The organism is Paenibacillus sp. PAMC21692 (assembly GCF_014303795.1).
In the GTDB taxonomy this organism is placed as follows: domain Bacteria; phylum Bacillota; class Bacilli; order Paenibacillales; family Paenibacillaceae; genus Pristimantibacillus; species Pristimantibacillus agaridevorans.
Genome location: NZ_CP060293.1, coordinates 404,403 through 420,567, shown reverse-complemented (window position 1 = coordinate 420,567; position 16,165 = coordinate 404,403). Strand labels below are relative to the sequence as shown.

Annotated in this window: 13 protein-coding genes and 1 other annotated feature (1 of these 14 running past the window's edge); of the genes, 12 read left to right on the top strand and 1 reads right to left on the bottom strand. The window is 51.5% G+C overall.

Going from position 1 to position 16,165, the window contains the following annotated elements:
- Positions 1-22: 22 nt before the first annotated feature.
- The 9 genes from H7F31_RS01720 (at position 23) to H7F31_RS01680 (ending at position 9,526) form a co-directional block, all read left to right on the top strand.
- A complete protein-coding gene (locus H7F31_RS01720; protein WP_087568249.1) occupies positions 23-1,354 on the top strand; it encodes an extracellular solute-binding protein in 1,332 nt (443 codons plus the stop codon).
- 38 nt (positions 1,355-1,392) lie between these two features.
- Positions 1,393-2,265, top strand: a complete 873-nt coding sequence (locus H7F31_RS01715; RefSeq protein ID WP_187102733.1) for a carbohydrate ABC transporter permease — start codon at positions 1,393-1,395, stop codon at positions 2,263-2,265.
- A 42-nt stretch (positions 2,266-2,307) separates the two neighbouring features.
- Entirely contained in the window at positions 2,308-3,177 is an 870-nt protein-coding gene (locus tag H7F31_RS01710) for a carbohydrate ABC transporter permease (RefSeq protein ID WP_087568251.1), read from the top strand.
- Positions 3,178-3,810: 633 nt separating this feature from the next.
- Positions 3,811-4,470: a hypothetical protein gene (locus tag H7F31_RS01705; protein ID WP_187102732.1), complete on the top strand. Its 660-nt coding sequence runs from the start codon at positions 3,811-3,813 to the stop codon at positions 4,468-4,470.
- A gap of 5 nt (positions 4,471-4,475) precedes the next feature.
- Positions 4,476-5,042 carry a hypothetical protein gene (locus H7F31_RS01700; protein ID WP_187102731.1) on the top strand — a complete coding sequence of 189 codons (567 nt, stop codon included), beginning with the start codon at positions 4,476-4,478 and terminating at the stop codon, positions 5,040-5,042.
- Positions 5,043-5,836: 794 nt separating this feature from the next.
- Entirely contained in the window at positions 5,837-6,580 is a 744-nt protein-coding gene (locus H7F31_RS01695; RefSeq protein ID WP_187102730.1) for a Bax inhibitor-1/YccA family protein, read from the top strand.
- Positions 6,581-6,694: 114 nt separating this feature from the next.
- Positions 6,695-7,045, top strand: a complete 351-nt coding sequence (locus H7F31_RS01690) for an MmcQ/YjbR family DNA-binding protein (RefSeq protein WP_187102729.1) — start codon at positions 6,695-6,697, stop codon at positions 7,043-7,045.
- Positions 7,046-7,190: 145 nt separating this feature from the next.
- Positions 7,191-8,378, top strand: a complete 1,188-nt coding sequence (locus tag H7F31_RS01685) for an S-layer homology domain-containing protein (protein WP_187102728.1) — start codon at positions 7,191-7,193, stop codon at positions 8,376-8,378.
- Positions 8,379-8,401: 23 nt separating this feature from the next.
- Entirely contained in the window at positions 8,402-9,526 is a 1,125-nt protein-coding gene (locus H7F31_RS01680) for a TlpA family protein disulfide reductase (protein ID WP_187102727.1), read from the top strand.
- A gap of 6 nt (positions 9,527-9,532) precedes the next feature.
- Here H7F31_RS01680 and H7F31_RS01675 read toward each other — a convergent pair whose 3' ends face one another.
- A complete protein-coding gene (locus H7F31_RS01675; RefSeq protein ID WP_187102726.1) occupies positions 9,533-10,396 on the bottom strand; it encodes a pentapeptide repeat-containing protein in 864 nt (287 codons plus the stop codon).
- A gap of 210 nt (positions 10,397-10,606) precedes the next feature.
- Here H7F31_RS01675 and rlmN point away from each other — a divergent pair, with 210 nt between their 5' ends.
- From rlmN to H7F31_RS01660, 3 genes are all read left to right on the top strand, one after another.
- A complete protein-coding gene (gene rlmN, locus H7F31_RS01670; protein ID WP_187102725.1) occupies positions 10,607-11,668 on the top strand; it encodes a dual-specificity RNA methyltransferase RlmN in 1,062 nt (353 codons plus the stop codon).
- Between the two features lie 2,201 nt (positions 11,669-13,869).
- Positions 13,870-14,616, top strand: coding sequence for an ABC transporter ATP-binding protein (locus tag H7F31_RS01665; protein WP_187102724.1), 747 nt, complete (start codon positions 13,870-13,872; stop codon positions 14,614-14,616).
- Positions 14,613-15,962 carry an ABC transporter permease gene (locus H7F31_RS01660; RefSeq protein WP_187102723.1) on the top strand — a complete coding sequence of 450 codons (1,350 nt, stop codon included), beginning with the start codon at positions 14,613-14,615 and terminating at the stop codon, positions 15,960-15,962. The genes H7F31_RS01665 and H7F31_RS01660 overlap by 4 nt, the downstream gene beginning before the upstream one ends.
- Positions 15,963-16,152: 190 nt before the next feature.
- Positions 16,153-16,165: a binding site (T-box leader), on the top strand (it continues 227 nt past the right edge of the window).

The window sequence follows — 16,165 nt, the reverse complement described above, 5'->3', positions numbered from 1 at the left end:
ACATGGAGGGGGATTAAACGATATGAAAAAACGACTTTCCTTAATTGTCAGCGTTACCACGATGTTAGCTTTAATGACGGCTGCTTGCGGAGGCGCCAATGAGCCATCCAGCAACGGAGGCAGCGGCAACGCCGGCGGCGAGAAGGCGAAAATTACGGTATGGCACAACTTCTCTGGCGACGACTTGCGCGCCAAAGCGGTTAGAGAGCTAATCGAAAATTATAAAACAAACAACCCGAACGTAGAAGTGGACGCGCAGGCCATTCCGGTCGACGGATACCGTCAACGTCTGAGCACGGTTGCCGCAGCTAACGAAATGCCGGACGTGTTTTTCGTTTACGCGGGCAGCCAATCGCAAGAATTTTACGATGCCGGACTTCTGCAGCCGATTACGGAGCTGGCGGACGAAAACCCGGATTGGAAAAACAACTTCATGGAAGGCGCGTTCGACCGCTTCTCCTTCGAAGAAGGCCAAATCTACTCCGCTCCGCTCGCGATGTCCGCGACTTCGTTCCTGTACTATAACAAAGACCTGTTCGACGCCAACGGCGTGACGGTGCCGACGACTTGGACAGAGTTGATGGCTGCCGTTAAGACATTCAACGACAAAGGCATCACGCCGATCGCATTGGGCAACAAAGCGCCGTGGGTGGCGCAATCGACGATCATCGGCTCCCTGGCTGACCGCGTTACGGGAACAGAGTGGTTCCTGAAAGCGGTTAAGGGCGATGGCGCTTCGTTCACGGATCCGCAGTTCGTAGAGGCTCTAAGCAAGTTTAAGGAGCTTGTAGACAACAAAGCGTTCCAAGAAGGCGCAAACAGTATCGACAATACGCAGGCCGAGCAATATTTTGTACAAGGCAAAGCAGCTATGATGGTATCCGGCGCATGGACGCTGACAAATCTGGCGGCATCCGCAACGGATGAGCAGATCGCTCCGATCGAAGTGACGACGCTGCCAGCCATCGAGGGTGGAGCAGGCGCGGCAGGCACGATCTCCGGCGGCGCAGGCGGAGGCTTTGCGCTCAGCAAGAAAACGACAGGCGCGGCCAAAGACGCGGCGCTGGATCTGATCTACGCGGTCAGCGGTCCGGACGGGCAAAAGGCAATCGCGGAGAGCAACTCCATGGTTATGTACAAGATGGAGCTGGACGAGTCCAAAGTCAGCCCGCTGTACTTCAAAGCGTTCAACCTGGCCAAAGAATCCGGCATCACGCCGGTCTATGACGCTTACCTCTCCGCGGAAGCGGGAGAAGCCATCAACAATGGTCTGCAAGGGCTGATGATGGGCGACAAACCGGAGGACATTGCTAAAAAGCTGCAAGACGCGCAAGTTCGCTCCACTCAGCAATAGTATCAATCACACTCTAGCTATCCAAGGAGGCTGCTGTCATGCCTGCATCCCTGCGCAGTAAAAGCTTCGTCGTATTGGCGCTGCTTCCTGCACTGCTGATATTCCTGGTCTTCGCCATCATCCCGATTTTCTGGTCCGCCTACTACGGCTTCTTTGATTGGAAGGGGCTTGGCGCCGCCAAGTTCATCGGGCTGAATAACTACGAAATGATGCTGCAGGATCCCATATTCTGGAGGGCGCTGAAGAATAACCTCATTCTCGTCGCGTCGGCGATCATCGGCCAAGTGCCCATCGCCCTCCTGCTTGCCCTGCTGCTCCTGAAAAACTCCTGGTTCAACCGGATTCTCCGGTCTGCCTTCTTCCTGCCGATGGTGCTGTCCACAGTCGTGGTCGGCCTCATCTGGGGGTATATCTACCATCCGCAGATCGGCCTTCTGAACCAAGTGTTGGAGGTGCTGGGACTGGACTCCTGGACCCGTGCCTGGCTCGACGATCCGAAGATCAATATGTTTGCGGTGTCCATTCCGATTAACTGGGCGAATATCGGCCCTTATCTGATCATCTTCATCGCCGCTCTGCAGAACATCTCCTCGGAGATCGGCGACGCGGCGAAGATCGACGGCGCCATTGGCTGGAGAAAGCTGTTCTACGTTACGCTGCCGATCATCTGGGGAACGGTCGTCGTTACGATCGTGCTGTGCATCTCCGGAAGCCTGAAGGCGTTCGACCACGTCATCGTCATGACGGGCGGCGGTCCGGCGCAATCGACGGAACTTCTTGCAACGTACATGTACAACAACAGCTTCACCATCTATCGCTACGGTTACGGTTCTGCCGTATCCACGATGATTATTTTGATCAGCGCCTTGCTCATTGGGCTTAACTACATCATTACGAAGAGACGCGGGTAATGGGCATGGCTAATCAGCACCCGGATGAAGGAGTGATAGACGATGCAAGGAACGACTGACGTCCGGTCCTCGGATTCGAACGGTTCGCTCTGGCGGAAGCCGGTCTCCGGCGTGGTCAAAGCATTGCTGCTCGTATATGCGGCTGTGACTTTGTACCCGCTGTATTGGTTGATGATCAGCGCGTTCAAGTCGAATCAGGAATTTTTTAACCGTCCTTATGCCTGGCCGCAGAACTTCCAGATTGACAACATAACGAGAGCCTGGGATCTGGGAAAGATGGGTCAAGCGTTAATCAACTCGACCATCGTAACTTTGGCGGCGGTCGTGCTGACCATCGTGCTGGGCACGCTGGCGGCATACGCGCTGGAGCGTTTCACTTTCAAGATGAACAACATTATAAAGGGAATCTTCTTGCTGGGCATGCTGATCCCGATTCACAGTACGCTCGTGCCGCTCTTTATCTTTATGAACAAGATCGGCTTGCTGGATACGTACTGGTCGCTTATTCTGCCGTACACGGCATTCGAGCTGCCGATCGCGATCTTCCTCGGCATGGCGTACCTGGCCTCGATCCCGAGAGAAGTAGAGGAAGCGGCCATGATTGACGGCAACGGCTGGTGGGGCGTATTCGGACGCATCATCTTCCCGCTATGCTTGCCGGTTATATCGACGGTTACCATCCTGGCGTTTCTGCGCTTCTGGAACGACTTCTCCTTCGCGCTGGTGTTTATCAACTCGCAAGCGCTGAAGACTTTGCCGCTTAGCCTGTCGCTTTTCTCGGACGGCTTCGGCACGGACTACAGCTTGACCATGGGCGCGATGTTTATTGCTGTCATCCCGACCATCGTCATCTATCTGATCTTCCAAGAGCAGATCATGAAGGGTATGGTCGCAGGCTCGGTCAAAGGTTAATCGCCTTTGTCCGGGCTTTTTTTTTTGTGCGGGGATACGGGCTCGCAGGCGCCTCGTTGTGCTGGGGGTACGCCGAGGCGAAGGTGCTATAATGGCAGGTTGCGGCGTGTCGAATGCGCTATGCTGGCAAGCAGCGTCCGACCTTACTCGATGGCAACTGCAAACGCGCGCGGTGTAACGGACACAGACGACTCTATTCGGGGCAAATGGGGCATATGCGAAAGCTAACGGACAAGAGAAGCGCTATTTCACCAATATGAGGTCTACCCGGGGGATTTGTTCATGCGGAATGTGGGTTATAAAGTCAACGCATGAAGCATATGGGGAATAGATCCAACACGCAATCAACAACCATGGTGCGGTGTAAGAAACATGGCATTGTGTGTTTTGCTTCACTATTTTTCAAGATCAGTCAAATTACGATAGACTCATTTAGTTCAAGGAACCTATTCCGTTTCGCGATAAAAAAGTTAAAATTAAACATGTTAATATCTGGTAAATATTATATTTTACTGGTTGTTTAGATTGTGTCAAAAAGGGGAGAAAACGGTTGTAATGATGATCTGAAGAAACCTTTTGCCCATCAGCCTCGACAGATGTCGAAAGGCTACAATTTTCAGAGGAGGTTAAGGCATGTCAAAAAAAATATATAGTTTGAGCGGGGCTGTTTGTCTACTTATAGCTTTAGTTTTTGTATTGGGATCCCAGGAGGAAGCCAAGAGAGAACTCAATCAAAATGGAATCCCAGATCAAGCCTCTTCCACTAACAAATTGAAAGGAAACATTCGTGCAGAGTTAGAAGTATTCAATTTTGATGAGGCTGTAACGAGAGCAGATCTAATAGCGAAAGTTCAAATTGAACGGGCGATCAAAGAAATAGATGAGCCTAGTCCTAAGACACTTTATCAAGCAAGTGTTCTGGAGCTTCTTAAGGGAGATGAAGGTTTAGTAAATCGCACGATTGATATCCTTCAACAAGGGAACAGTACCTGGTCATTTAATAATAATACAATGTTTGGGCAAGGTGATGAATATTTTCTATTCTTAAACAAAGCTACTGTCTCAAATACCTACTGGATACTTGGTGAAGAGACGGGAATGTATGAAGTAATAGACGATGGTAGAATAGAGAAGAAATCTCTTTATTTAGATGAATTAACGGATATAGAAGACAAGGTCTCTACGGAAATGTTTAAGAAAAATCAAAAAGAAGTAAAAGATATTCAAATTCTATATGAAAACAAATTTATGAATAAGATTGTTGAACAACTTAACAAGAATAGGAGTGAATGAATCAAATGAAAAAGATCGTAACATTTTCACTGCTTTTATGCTTTTTATCATTAACGACTCCTGCAGTCTCAGCCCATCCTTCCGGAGTATCTTGTTTTTTGGGATCAGAATTGTTGGGATATGTTGTAGATTGTAACAATCATCAGTCTAGTTCAACATTTAATTACAATGCTACTGGACTAGACGCAACTTATTTAGGTTACACAACTACTGGCGCAAGTTCCTGGTCAGGAACAGTTACTATTAATTCGTCGTTTTCAATACTTGCACAAGGTTATTATTCTACTTATTCAGATCCTGATACTAGTACTGTAGCTGCATTTTATGATTACTCTTCTAACTCAAGCGGACATCTTACTACATGGAGAATCAAAAATAACAAAAGCAAAATGGATGGCAGGACTGCTTCAGCAAATAATGGTACCGCAGCTCATGAACTTGGACACGCTATCGGACTAAATGATTTATACGGCAGTCCTAATAGTGGGAAGTTAATGTATGGTTACAGTACTAGAACTACAACCGTACCAACAAGCAGTGATATAACCGGTGCAACTGAGGCTACGAAGTGAATTTTACATATTAATCCTTCAGCCCACTATTTTAGATGGATAGTGAGCAGACGCCTTCATGGGTGGATTTCCAAGCTATGGCACACTCCTACGGATTTTTATAATGTATAGTAACTTGACTCTTGCAAAAATGAAAGCCACGAGCGTTGCAGGAATCAAGTAGATCGTGACTTGTGTACCAACTGCCCGCACGCACATAGACGCGATCGGCTTCGTCCGTTCGGAAGGAAGCGATCATCTCCATGGCTAATTCAAAGTCGAGCCCCTCCATACGGCGAGTAGGTAGGGGCTATTTGACGTTCACAAAATTCGAACCTGGCGGATTTCGCAGACATAGCTCCTTCTGTGTCCGTTAGCATTCGAAATCTCGCTACGTGCTAGGGTAGCCGCATCGTGCTGGGAGTTACGCCATGCAGGGGTAGCTGCTTCGTGTTAGAGGATGCGCCGTGCTAAGATAGCCTTGCAACTCCGGAGTAGGTAGTAGAATAGTTAAGATGGTTTAGGAGCGCACTGCAAGCAAGTTGGTGAGGCCAACAGCCTGCAAAACGCTCAACTCCCGCTTCGTGAAGGCGCGCAAGCCGCCGAAGTTGTTAATAACACTTCGATTTTAATTTCGGTTTGTACGCATCCTTTGTCCGGACGAGGCATGCAACTGCGGGCGACGAGATCGTTACTCCTGAAATAGTCTCCCAAGGATATGGTTTTCCTGAAGGAAAAGTCGCATAAGGACATGATGTCAGAACTGTAAGAATATGATACGATAGGACTAATCTATCCGAAGAGGTGATCATGGCGTGTTAGGACGCAGCGGCAATCCCACGTTAAGAGATTCAACGTTCGAAAAGACAGGCTCGCTCGTCAGCGGAGAACGCATGACGATCGAAGGCACTGTAAACAAGATGTTCATTACGCTCGCCATCCTGCTGGGCGGCGCATTCGCTTCCTGGAGCATGTACGCGAACGGACAAACGAACATTATGGCGCTGGCCATCGGCGGCGCGATCGCGGGCTTCATCCTGGCGCTCATTATCAGCTTCAAGCCAACGGCGGCCCCGTATCTGGTACCGATCTACGCGGCTTGCGAGGGATTGTTCCTTGGCGCGATCTCCGCGCAATTCGAGAGCCTGTACAACGGCATTACGCTGCAAGCCTCGGCGCTGACGATGTGCGTATTTATTGCATTGCTGGTCGCGTACCGCTTCCGCATCATCCAAGCGACGAAGAACTTCAAGCTTGGCGTATTCGCGGCTACGATGGGCGTTATGCTGCTGTATTTGCTGAGCTTCGTTCTCGGTTTCTTCGGCGTCACGATTCCTTACCTGCACGAAAGCAACTGGATCGGCATCGGCATCTCCGTCGTTATCGTTATTATCGCGGCGCTCAACCTGGTGCTGGACTTCGACTTCATCGAATCCGGCGCAGAGCAAGGCGCTCCGAAGTATATGGAATGGTATGGCGCGTTCGGCTTGCTCGTGACTCTCGTCTGGCTGTACATTGAGATTCTCCGTCTGCTTTCGAAGCTGGCGAGCAGAGACTAATTACGGCGGCAGCCAGCCGTACATATGGAGCGAAGAAGCGGGACGGCGGTCCCGCTTTTTTTGGCGTTTTGACCATGTAGTATCCAATCATATTGAAAGCAGAGGTGTGCGGGAATGAAGAGAGCGGAACTGGCGGCGTATTGCAAAGGGTTAAATGGCGCGATGGAAGACTATCCGTTCGGACCGGATCCGCTGGTCATGAAGGTCGGCGGCAAAATGTTTGCTTTGATCGGGACGAATGGGAGCGTGGATAATATCTCGCTGAAATGCGAGCCTCATATGGCGGAGCTCCTGCGAATGGAACATGAAGCGGTGAAGCCGGGTTACCATTTGAACAAAAAACATTGGAATACCGTTACAATAGACGGTTCGGTCCCGGATAACGACATTAGAGAGATGATCCGCCACTCCTACGAACTGGTCGTCAAAGGGTTGACGAAAGCGCAGCGGGCGGAGCTTGTCTAAGTTTGGATAAGGGATTATAGCTGATGTCGGTGATCATTGTTACTGGATTGGAAAGAACCCGTGATATGTTAGAAGGGAAAATGAGGAATTTGTCGAATGAAGAAAGAGATGTCGAAAATAAAACGAGACGGTAGAGGTGGACAAGTTGTTAAAGAGATGGTTGCTGCTCACGGCTGTTCTATTGCTGATGAGCATGGGGACGGCTGCTTACGCCGCCGAAGGCGAAGCGAAGTCGATGACTCACGGGGAAGTATTGTTCGAACTAGGTTTGATTAACGGAACAAATGAAGGGCTGCAAGAAGATCAGGAGGTCAACCGCGCCCAGATGATCGCGATCGTGAACCGTCTGAGCGAGCGCGAAGGCGACAAGCCGTTCGCTCCGCCGGCCGTGCCGACCTTCTCCGACGTGCCGAAGACGCACTGGGCGTATGCGGATATCGAGAAGGCGTACGCAAATGGCGTCACGACGGGAATCGGGCAAGGCAAGTTCGGCGTGGGCAACAAAATCACCCACCAGCAAGCCGTTACTCTGCTGGCTCGCACGGCCGGCTACGAAATCGATTATGCAAACGCGGTCGAAGAAGGTTGGGATCTGGGGATTTGGCTGGACGCGGATAAGCCGGCAACGGCAAATCTGTATCGGAGCGATGTATTCGAGCTGATGTTATCCACGCTCGCGTTGTCGATCGATGAAGAGGAAGAATTGTACTTCTTCCATTTGATTCCGTCCATCAGCCAAGAGCATCGCGACTGGCTCATGAGCGACGCGAACATTTACTTATACAACCCGATGATGCAAGATTTTGTTTACGAGCCGATTGCCGACAGTTACTCCGGCGACGATGAGGGATATGCCGAGGCTTCCCGGAGACAGTTTGCATACACGACCGAGGTTGCCAAAGTTCTGGAGCTGTACAAAGGGGCAAGAGAAGAAGCGGCATTCGATGCTTTCTTTAAGCTGGCTTCCGGCGGCAAATCATCTATTGCGCTGCCCTACGAGTGGAGCTCCTTTGAGCTTGACGGCGAGTGGGGAGAGTTCGGATACTACGGATCTACCCGTGCCGAGCTGACTGCAGATGGCGTATTTGCCGGCACGATTGAAGCGACGGAAGGAAACGACTACCTCGAAGCCGAGACGCTTAGCGTATGGCAATACGGGACGGTTACGGTGGACGGCAAAAAGGTAACGCCTTATTATGTGCTTATGGAGCTTCCGCTTGGATTCGAGGATGATTTCGAATTTTACGAACTATTCGTCCTCGTGGACGACCAAGGCGTCTACAAGGCAGCTGCCGTAGGCTCGCACGGCGATGGCGTGTACGTTAGGAAGTAGACAAGGAAACGGGAAGGACGTGAATGGCAGTGACGAATCTGCAGCTTGGCTCGCTGGTGCTCAATGCGGAGCTTCTGGTCGTATTGACCGCAGGTCTTATGGGGTTGTTTGCGGTCCGATTGCGCCTTAGAGGGCGAAGCGAGCGGGATACGTCACCTGCCTGGAACGCGATAGGGATATGGATTGCGGTCTGGAAGGGAAGCCTCCTTCTCACTGATGCGGTTGCCGTTATTCGGCAGCCTCTTTCTTTGCTCTATTATGACGGCGGAACGATCGGCTTCTGGCTGGCGTGCGTGTGCGGGTTAACCTACCTCCAATATCGTTATGGCAAAATATATGAAGCAGCCGATGCTTGGAGAATTACCGGTGCATTCGCGGCAGGCTGGAGTACGGTGTATTTGATGGCGATCATCATTCTGGACAGGGCTTCGGCGGGGTATGCGCACTGGCTGGGCCTGTTTGTGTCTGCGACAAGCGTATTCCTGCTGACCGGAATATGGCGGATCAGGCCAAGGAAAGCTGCAGAAGAGGACCAGAGCGAGGAAAGCGCCCGTGCGGATAGCAGCTTGCGGCGAATGGCTGTTCCTGGCGCCGGGCTGGCGCTGCTGCTGGTGTTAGTCAGCTATATGGCGTTCGATCAGACGGAGCGGCTGATGGAGCGGATCGAGAACCGTAACGGTAATTCGGGCGTTGGAGCGCGTGCGGGAAATATCGCACCCGCTTTTGAATTGAATAACTTATTTGGAGAAGAAGTCGCGCTGGCAGATTACAAGGGGCGGACGGTGCTCGTCAACTTCTGGACGACATGGTGTCGGGTTTGTATGACGGAGATGCCGCATGTCCAGAAGTTGCATGAAGATTATATGGAGCAGGGCGGGGATGTAGCGATTCTGTCCGTCAACGTGACGAGCCAGGAGCAGGGCGAGGAACAGGTGCGGCAATACGTAGAAAAGCGGTCGCTGGACTTTCCGATCGTATTGGATCGGCGAGGCAGGGCCGCGGACGATTACCGTGTAGCCGCCTATCCGGCTACCTTCATCGTAGACGGAGACGGCATCATTCGTGAGCGTTTTCTTGGCGCGATCAGCTACGATGACATGAAGAAGCGTATTGAGCGCGTACGCGACAAATATCCTGCAGAGCAATAAAGGGCCTTATCTCCAGTGCGATGGTCGTTCCAATGCCGGAGGCAGTAACGTGTCCCTGTCTCCTTTGGCGGCATTGATCTGAAATGGCGTGAGGAACAAGCTGTCGCTCAGATTTGCCCCGCATAAATTCGTATCTCTCAGATCGACCCCGATCATGTCGGCTAAACGTAGATCAGCGCCGGACAGATCAGCCGCAATGAGATAGGCTCCCCTAAGATTGAAGCCTCGCAAGTCCATGCCCCTTAAGTTTGCTTCCATGAGGTCGATTCTGGGACCGATCGGTTTTCCTTTATATTTCGGCAGGGCAGTTTTGCCTCCGCGAACGAATCCCTTCCTCACAAGCTCGCTCCCTTGGATGAGCACAAGATTAATGTCCATTCGATGTGCCGCGATATCCTGTTGGCGCAGTTTTTCGGCGGGCAGCGATGCCAGGGCATCCGTCGCTGCGGCATATTGCCGAAGCTTCTCGTGAATGTCTGCGGTCTCCTGCCTTGCTAACAAATCTCCCAAATACCAAAGCAATTCGTGCAGCAAACGGATCGCATGGAAGGCTTCGAACATGTTCCCGGCTAGCTTGGGTTCGTCTCGCCAGCTTGCTCCCCCGTAGGTTTCCTGGGATACGCGTTGTCCCGCGCCGAAGCAATCGAATACGGTGCAGCCGCGGTAGCCGATGTCCCTGAGCCTGTCGTGAACGCCGCATCGATAATTCTCTTGCAGATGCCGGCAGGGCGTTCCGGCCGCCTTGGTGGCGGCGAAGTCGGCGGAGGCTTCGAATGGCAGCGCCGTGCAGCAGAGACCGAAGCAGCTTTCGCAGCGGGCCCGGAGCTCTCTGTCTGGAAGAGAAGCCTTGGCGCCAATGTTTGTATCCATTTCGTTTGCCTGCTTTCGTTCTGGTTTTCTTTCACTTTAGCCTTCGATTGGCCGATGCTCAATGGAAATAATCGTTTTAGTTATTTTATACCATTTCTCTTTGCGGTTCCTTGCTCTTGTATTCCGCTTGGAATTTTGGGACAATAAGGCTGTATGTCCAGCGCCAAAGGATTTTGCGGCCGACACAAGGGCATGAAGAGAGGAAGCAAAATGAGCAAACCATCCATTTATGGACTGACTATAGAACAATTAACGGCATGGCTGGCGGAGCACGGACATAAGAAGTTCCGGGCCACGGCGGTGTGGGAATCGCTGTACCGCAAACGCATAACGGACTTTGACCGCATGGAGGAAGTGCATCCGACCTGCGTGGCCTTGCTCAAGGAACACTTTGTCATCGGCACGATGGAAGAGCATGTAAAGCAGGAGTCCGTCGACGGTACCGTAAAATTCTTGTTCCGCCTGTCGGACGGCAATCTGATCGAGACGGTGCTGATGCGCCATAAGTTTGGTCTGTCCGTCTGCGTGACTACGCAAGTCGGCTGCAATATCGGATGCAGCTTCTGCGCGAGCGGGCTGTTGGCCAAGAGCCGCGATTTGACTGCCGCCGAGATTGTGGAGCAGATCGCGAACGTGCAGCTGCATCTGGATGCGGCCGGCAAAGGGGAGCGGGTCAGCCATATCGTCGTCATGGGCATAGGCGAGCCGTTCGACAACTATAAGCATATGTCCGACTTCATCCGCATCGTTAAGGATCACAAGGGGCTTGCCATCGGCGCGCGCCATATTACGGTGTCGACGAGCGGTCTTGCGGGCAAGATTCGGGAATTCGCGGACGGCGATCTAGGCGTCAATCTGGCGGTATCGCTCCATGCGCCGAACAACGAGCTGCGTACGCGCATCATGAAGATCAACAAGGCGATTCCGATAGAGAAGCTGATGGATGCCATTGATTATTACCTGGAAAAAACCCGTCGGAGAATGACAATGGAATACATCCTGCTAAAGGACGTCAATGACGGAACGGAGCAGGCGCTGGAGCTGGCTGAGCTGATGAAGCCGCGCAAGGGACTCGTTAACGTGAATCTGATTCCGTACAACCCCGTCGACGAGCATAGCCAGTATCAACGGAGCGAACAGGATTCCATCCGCGCGTTTTACGACGTCATGAAGAAACAAGGCATTAGCGTAAGCGTGCGGCTGGAGCATGGCGCGGATATCGACGCGGCTTGCGGTCAGCTGCGAAGCAAGCAGATGAAAGCGGCGAATTAAAAAACGCAACCCATATAGGTAACCGATACCCCTCGGCGGGCGAGACCGTAAGCGAAAGCGTATGGCTCCCCGCCGAGGGGTTTTCATTGATTAGGAAATTATGAATTATTTCAGCCGTTGTTCTTTATATAGAATTTATATGATTCGGGGATTGAACGGGCGGTTAATTAGCTGGCGGATATGACGACCGACACGCACGAGTATGTAAATTCGAGTACAATGGCGCGCCGGAGGGGTTGTGCGTTCGAATGAGTATGAAATATCGAGTACAATGGCGCGTCTGAAGGGCCGGGCGATCGAATGAATATGAAATATCGAGTACAATGGCGCGTCGGAGGGGTTGTGCGTTCGAATGAGTATGAAATATCGAGTACAATGGCGCGTCTGAAGGGTCGGGCGATCGAATGAGTATGAAATATCGAGTACAATGGTGCGTCGGAGGGGCTGTGCGTTCGAATGAGTATGAAGTATCGAGTACAATGGCGCGTCTGGAGGTCCAAGTGATCGATTGAGTATTAAATGTCGAGTACAATGGATCGTCGAAGGGGCTGTGTTCGATTGAGTATGAAATTTCGAGCACATCGCCCCCGTTCTAGCGAGCAGGGTAGACATTTTTTCGATTTTTCCCGCAAAGGGGAGAAATGAAAATGTCGCCCTTTTTTAAATTTAGATTTTATAAAATTTTCGAGGTGGGATGTATTCCGCCTTGTTTTGTTTTTTGGGTTTGATAAAAGTATGGAATCCAACATTCTGAAACACATCTTCTTGATGAACATGGGCATTGGGATCGATTCGCAGAAAAGCATAAAGGGAAGCTACGCCTCAATGTCTTGAAGGAAGTCGAGAAATTCCGGGAATGCGAAAATATTGCAAATGGGTCTATGGTGCTGGTGTACGAAGGATGCCACGACCTGCGGTTTTTCCTCATCGCTGCAAAGGAAGATTCTCCGGCGTCATCGATCTAAAGCTCGCCGCCCGGCTGCATTTTAAGATTTAAGTCGGCGACATCGATCTAAAGCTCGCCGCGCGTCTGCTTTTCAAGATTTAAGTCGGCGACATCGATCTAAAGCTCGCTGCCCGGCTGCATTTCGAGATTTAAGTCGGCGTCATCGATCTAAAGCTTGTCGCCCGACTGCATTTCAAGATTTAAGTCGGCGACATCGATCTAAAGTTCGCCGCCCGGCTGCATTTCGAGATTTAAGTCGGCGTCATCGATCTAAAGCTTGTCGCCCGACTGCATTTCAAGATTTAAGTCGGCGACATCGATCTAAAGTTCGCCGCCCGGCTGCATTTTAAGATTTAAGTCGGCGACATCGATCTAAAGCTCGCCGCGCGGCTGCATTCTAAGATTTAAGTCGGCGACATCGATCTAAAGCTCGCCGCGCGGCTGCATTTCAAGATTTAAGTCGGCGACATCGATCTAAAGCTCGCTGCCTGGCTGCATTTCAAGATTTAAGTCGGCGACATCGATCTAAAGTTCGCCGCCCGTCTGCATTTCAAGATTTAAGTCGGCGACATCGATCTAAAGTTCGCCGCCCGTCTGCATTTCGAGATTTAAGTCGGCGTAAGCCAAAGCGAGGGAAATAGCATGACTTGATCACCAAAAGGCAAGGTGCAAAAGCGAAGCTCAAACAATACTTCTATGACAATGTAGGTAAGGTAACAGATTCTGGTACATTAAGAGAAGTAGCAGATAGCAGTGAGTGGGGAAGAAGAGTTGGGGAGCTTCGGAATGAACAGGAATCTATGTGCGCTCAGTTCCGCTTGTAACGAAGGGGCTGCAAATATGACACTCGAAAGGCCTTCTTAGGAGAAGTTGCTTGCTCAGCTTCGACGTTGACGTGCATCAGGAGCCCATCAGGTAAAGATTCTTGAGTGGTTGATTGGAAAGTTTTCGAACCAAACAAAACCTTAGTCTGATACCCGAGGCAACAGACCCAAAATCGATGGCCCTTCACATTGCAGTGGGTCCTTTTTTTGTAGAGTCAAATAGGTGTATATACATATTTGTACAAAATATTGGAGAGGGCTTGGGAATGCAAAAATTGCAAAAGTTGCATCGTGTTTTTGGGCATGTGAGGAGAGATTAGAGGTTTCTAAAGCTATCTTAAGGTTTTCTTTAGCTTCGCTTACGGTTGCCTTACAAAATGAGAGTTATGCTTGAGCTATCGGATTAACGAATGCGAAAGGATGGGAAATTTATGATCACGATGATGGGCATCAGTCATCAATTCAAGATAGGCAAGAAAGGCAAGGAGCGGATCGTACCGGTTCTGCATGATATCGATCTCAGCGTGGAGAAAGGAGAGATCGTAGCTATCGTCGGCCGGAGCGGATCGGGCAAGTCGACGCTGCTGAATCTCATGTCCGGCTATATCCGGCCTACGGCTGGGGAAATTACGGTAGCGGGACGAATGGTCACGAAGCTGGACGAGGGAGCTTGGGCGGATTTCAGACTGGCGCATTACGGCTTTATTTTTCAAAACTTTCAGCTTATATCGAGCATGACCGCCTACGAGAATGTCGAGCTGCCGCTTGTGCTCAAGGGAGTGGGGCAGTCCGAACGACGGAAGCGGGTCGAGAAAATGCTGGAGAACGTCGATATCGCGGCATTCGCCAGCCACTATCCGAGCGAGCTGTCCGGCGGGCAGCAGCAGCGGGTTTCGGTCGCGAGATCGCTGGTTTTGGAGCCGCCGATCGTGCTGGCGGACGAGCCGTCGGGCAGTCTCGACAGCGAAAACGAAAAGTCGCTGCTGACGATGATCAAGCAGCTCAATCATGAGCTTGGCATCACGTTTGTCATCATTACGCATGACGATCAGGTTGCCTCCGTCGCTCATCGCACAATCCGTCTGCAGGACGGCAGGCTGGCTCGCCAAGCGCCGCTCGTTTCGGTGGAAAGCATCAAGGAAACGATTGACCTGGCGAAAGGAGGACATCACTCATGAAGTTTGGCGATCAACTGCGATTTGTACGACAGAACATGAAACGCAACAAAACGCGTCTGTTTATGACCGTGCTGGCGACGGCTATGGGCTGCGCATTCCTGACCGTACTCGCCTCTGTCGGCTTCGGGCTGCAGCAGAGCATGGTCGAGGAGATTACCGGCGACCGGCTGGTAACGGAAATTACGATCTACGGCAAAAATCCCGACAAGTTCGATTCGCAAGGCATTCAAAAAGGAGACATCGATTACTTCCAGTCGCTCCCTAACGTCAAGGCGGTCACTTACCGCAATTATATCCAGCAGTATATGGAGCCTTCCATCGATGGCAATCCGGTCAACGTCAATCAGAGAATCGGCATGGATTTCGAAGCGGAGAAGCAAGCGGGCTTTGGCCTCAGCGCAGGCCGGCTTCCCGAAGGGAATAATGAAATCGTCATCGGTTACCATATTCGCGAAGTCATGGACGAGGAGGGTAGGCCGTCCAGCGAGCTGCCGGCTGCCTCGGAGTGGCTTGGCAAAACAATGACGTTGCAGGTGAGCTACTACGAGGACGGAGAACTGGCGAAGAAGCCGTTGGAAACCGTCATTGTCGGCGTCGCGGAGCAGCCGACCAAAGAGTGGAATCGCGATCGCAACATCTACATGGGCGAAGAGATGTTGACGCAGATCGAAGCCATTACCGGCACGCAGCTCGGCGAACTGCCGTACTTTGAGGTAGAGCCGACGAAGGAGCAGGTGCAGAAGCTGATCGAGCAGCTTCCCAAGCCGACCGGCGAGCGTCAATATCAGGATGTGACCGTCGTTGCGGAAAATGCTTCGAAGGTAAAGGGCATCGCGGAGAAGATCCGGGAGCAAGGTTACTTCAACCATTCCATTGCGGATGAGCTAAAGCAGGTGAACATGCTCTTTACCATTATGAAGATCGGTCTCATCTTCGTCGGAACGATTGCCGTTCTGATCGCATCCATCGGCATCTTTAATACGATGACGATGGCGGTGACGGAGCGGGCGCAGGATATCGGCATTATGAAGGCGATCGGCGCGCATCCGTCCGTGATTCGACGAGTGTTCCTGCTGGAGAGCAGCTTGATCGGCTTGTTCGGGGCGATTATCGGCACCGTGGTGTCGTACGCCATCTCCATTGCGGTAAACGCAGGCTTGCCCATCATGATCGAAGTGCTTATGGAGGAGAGTCTTCCGGCAGACTTCAAGTTCTCGGTCATTCCTCCGTATCTGGCAGCGCTAACCTGCTTGATCGCGCTTGGCGTAGCTTTGATATCCGGCCAGCGGCCGGCGAGAAGGGCGACTCGCATCGACGTTCTGAGCGCGCTGCGGCGCGAAGTGTAAGGGACTCGGCTCTGACTGTTCCATTCCCTTCATGGCAGATGAGCAAAGGGCGAGCGCAGCAGCGTCTCGGCTTTTACATCGGCGGCACACTCATGGCAGGCCGGAGCGCCCATTTTTCCTGATGTCAGTCGATTGTCATTGACAGATCATCGCGTCGTGAATTATGATTGCTACTAATTTCATATGCAATTGAAATTCGACGA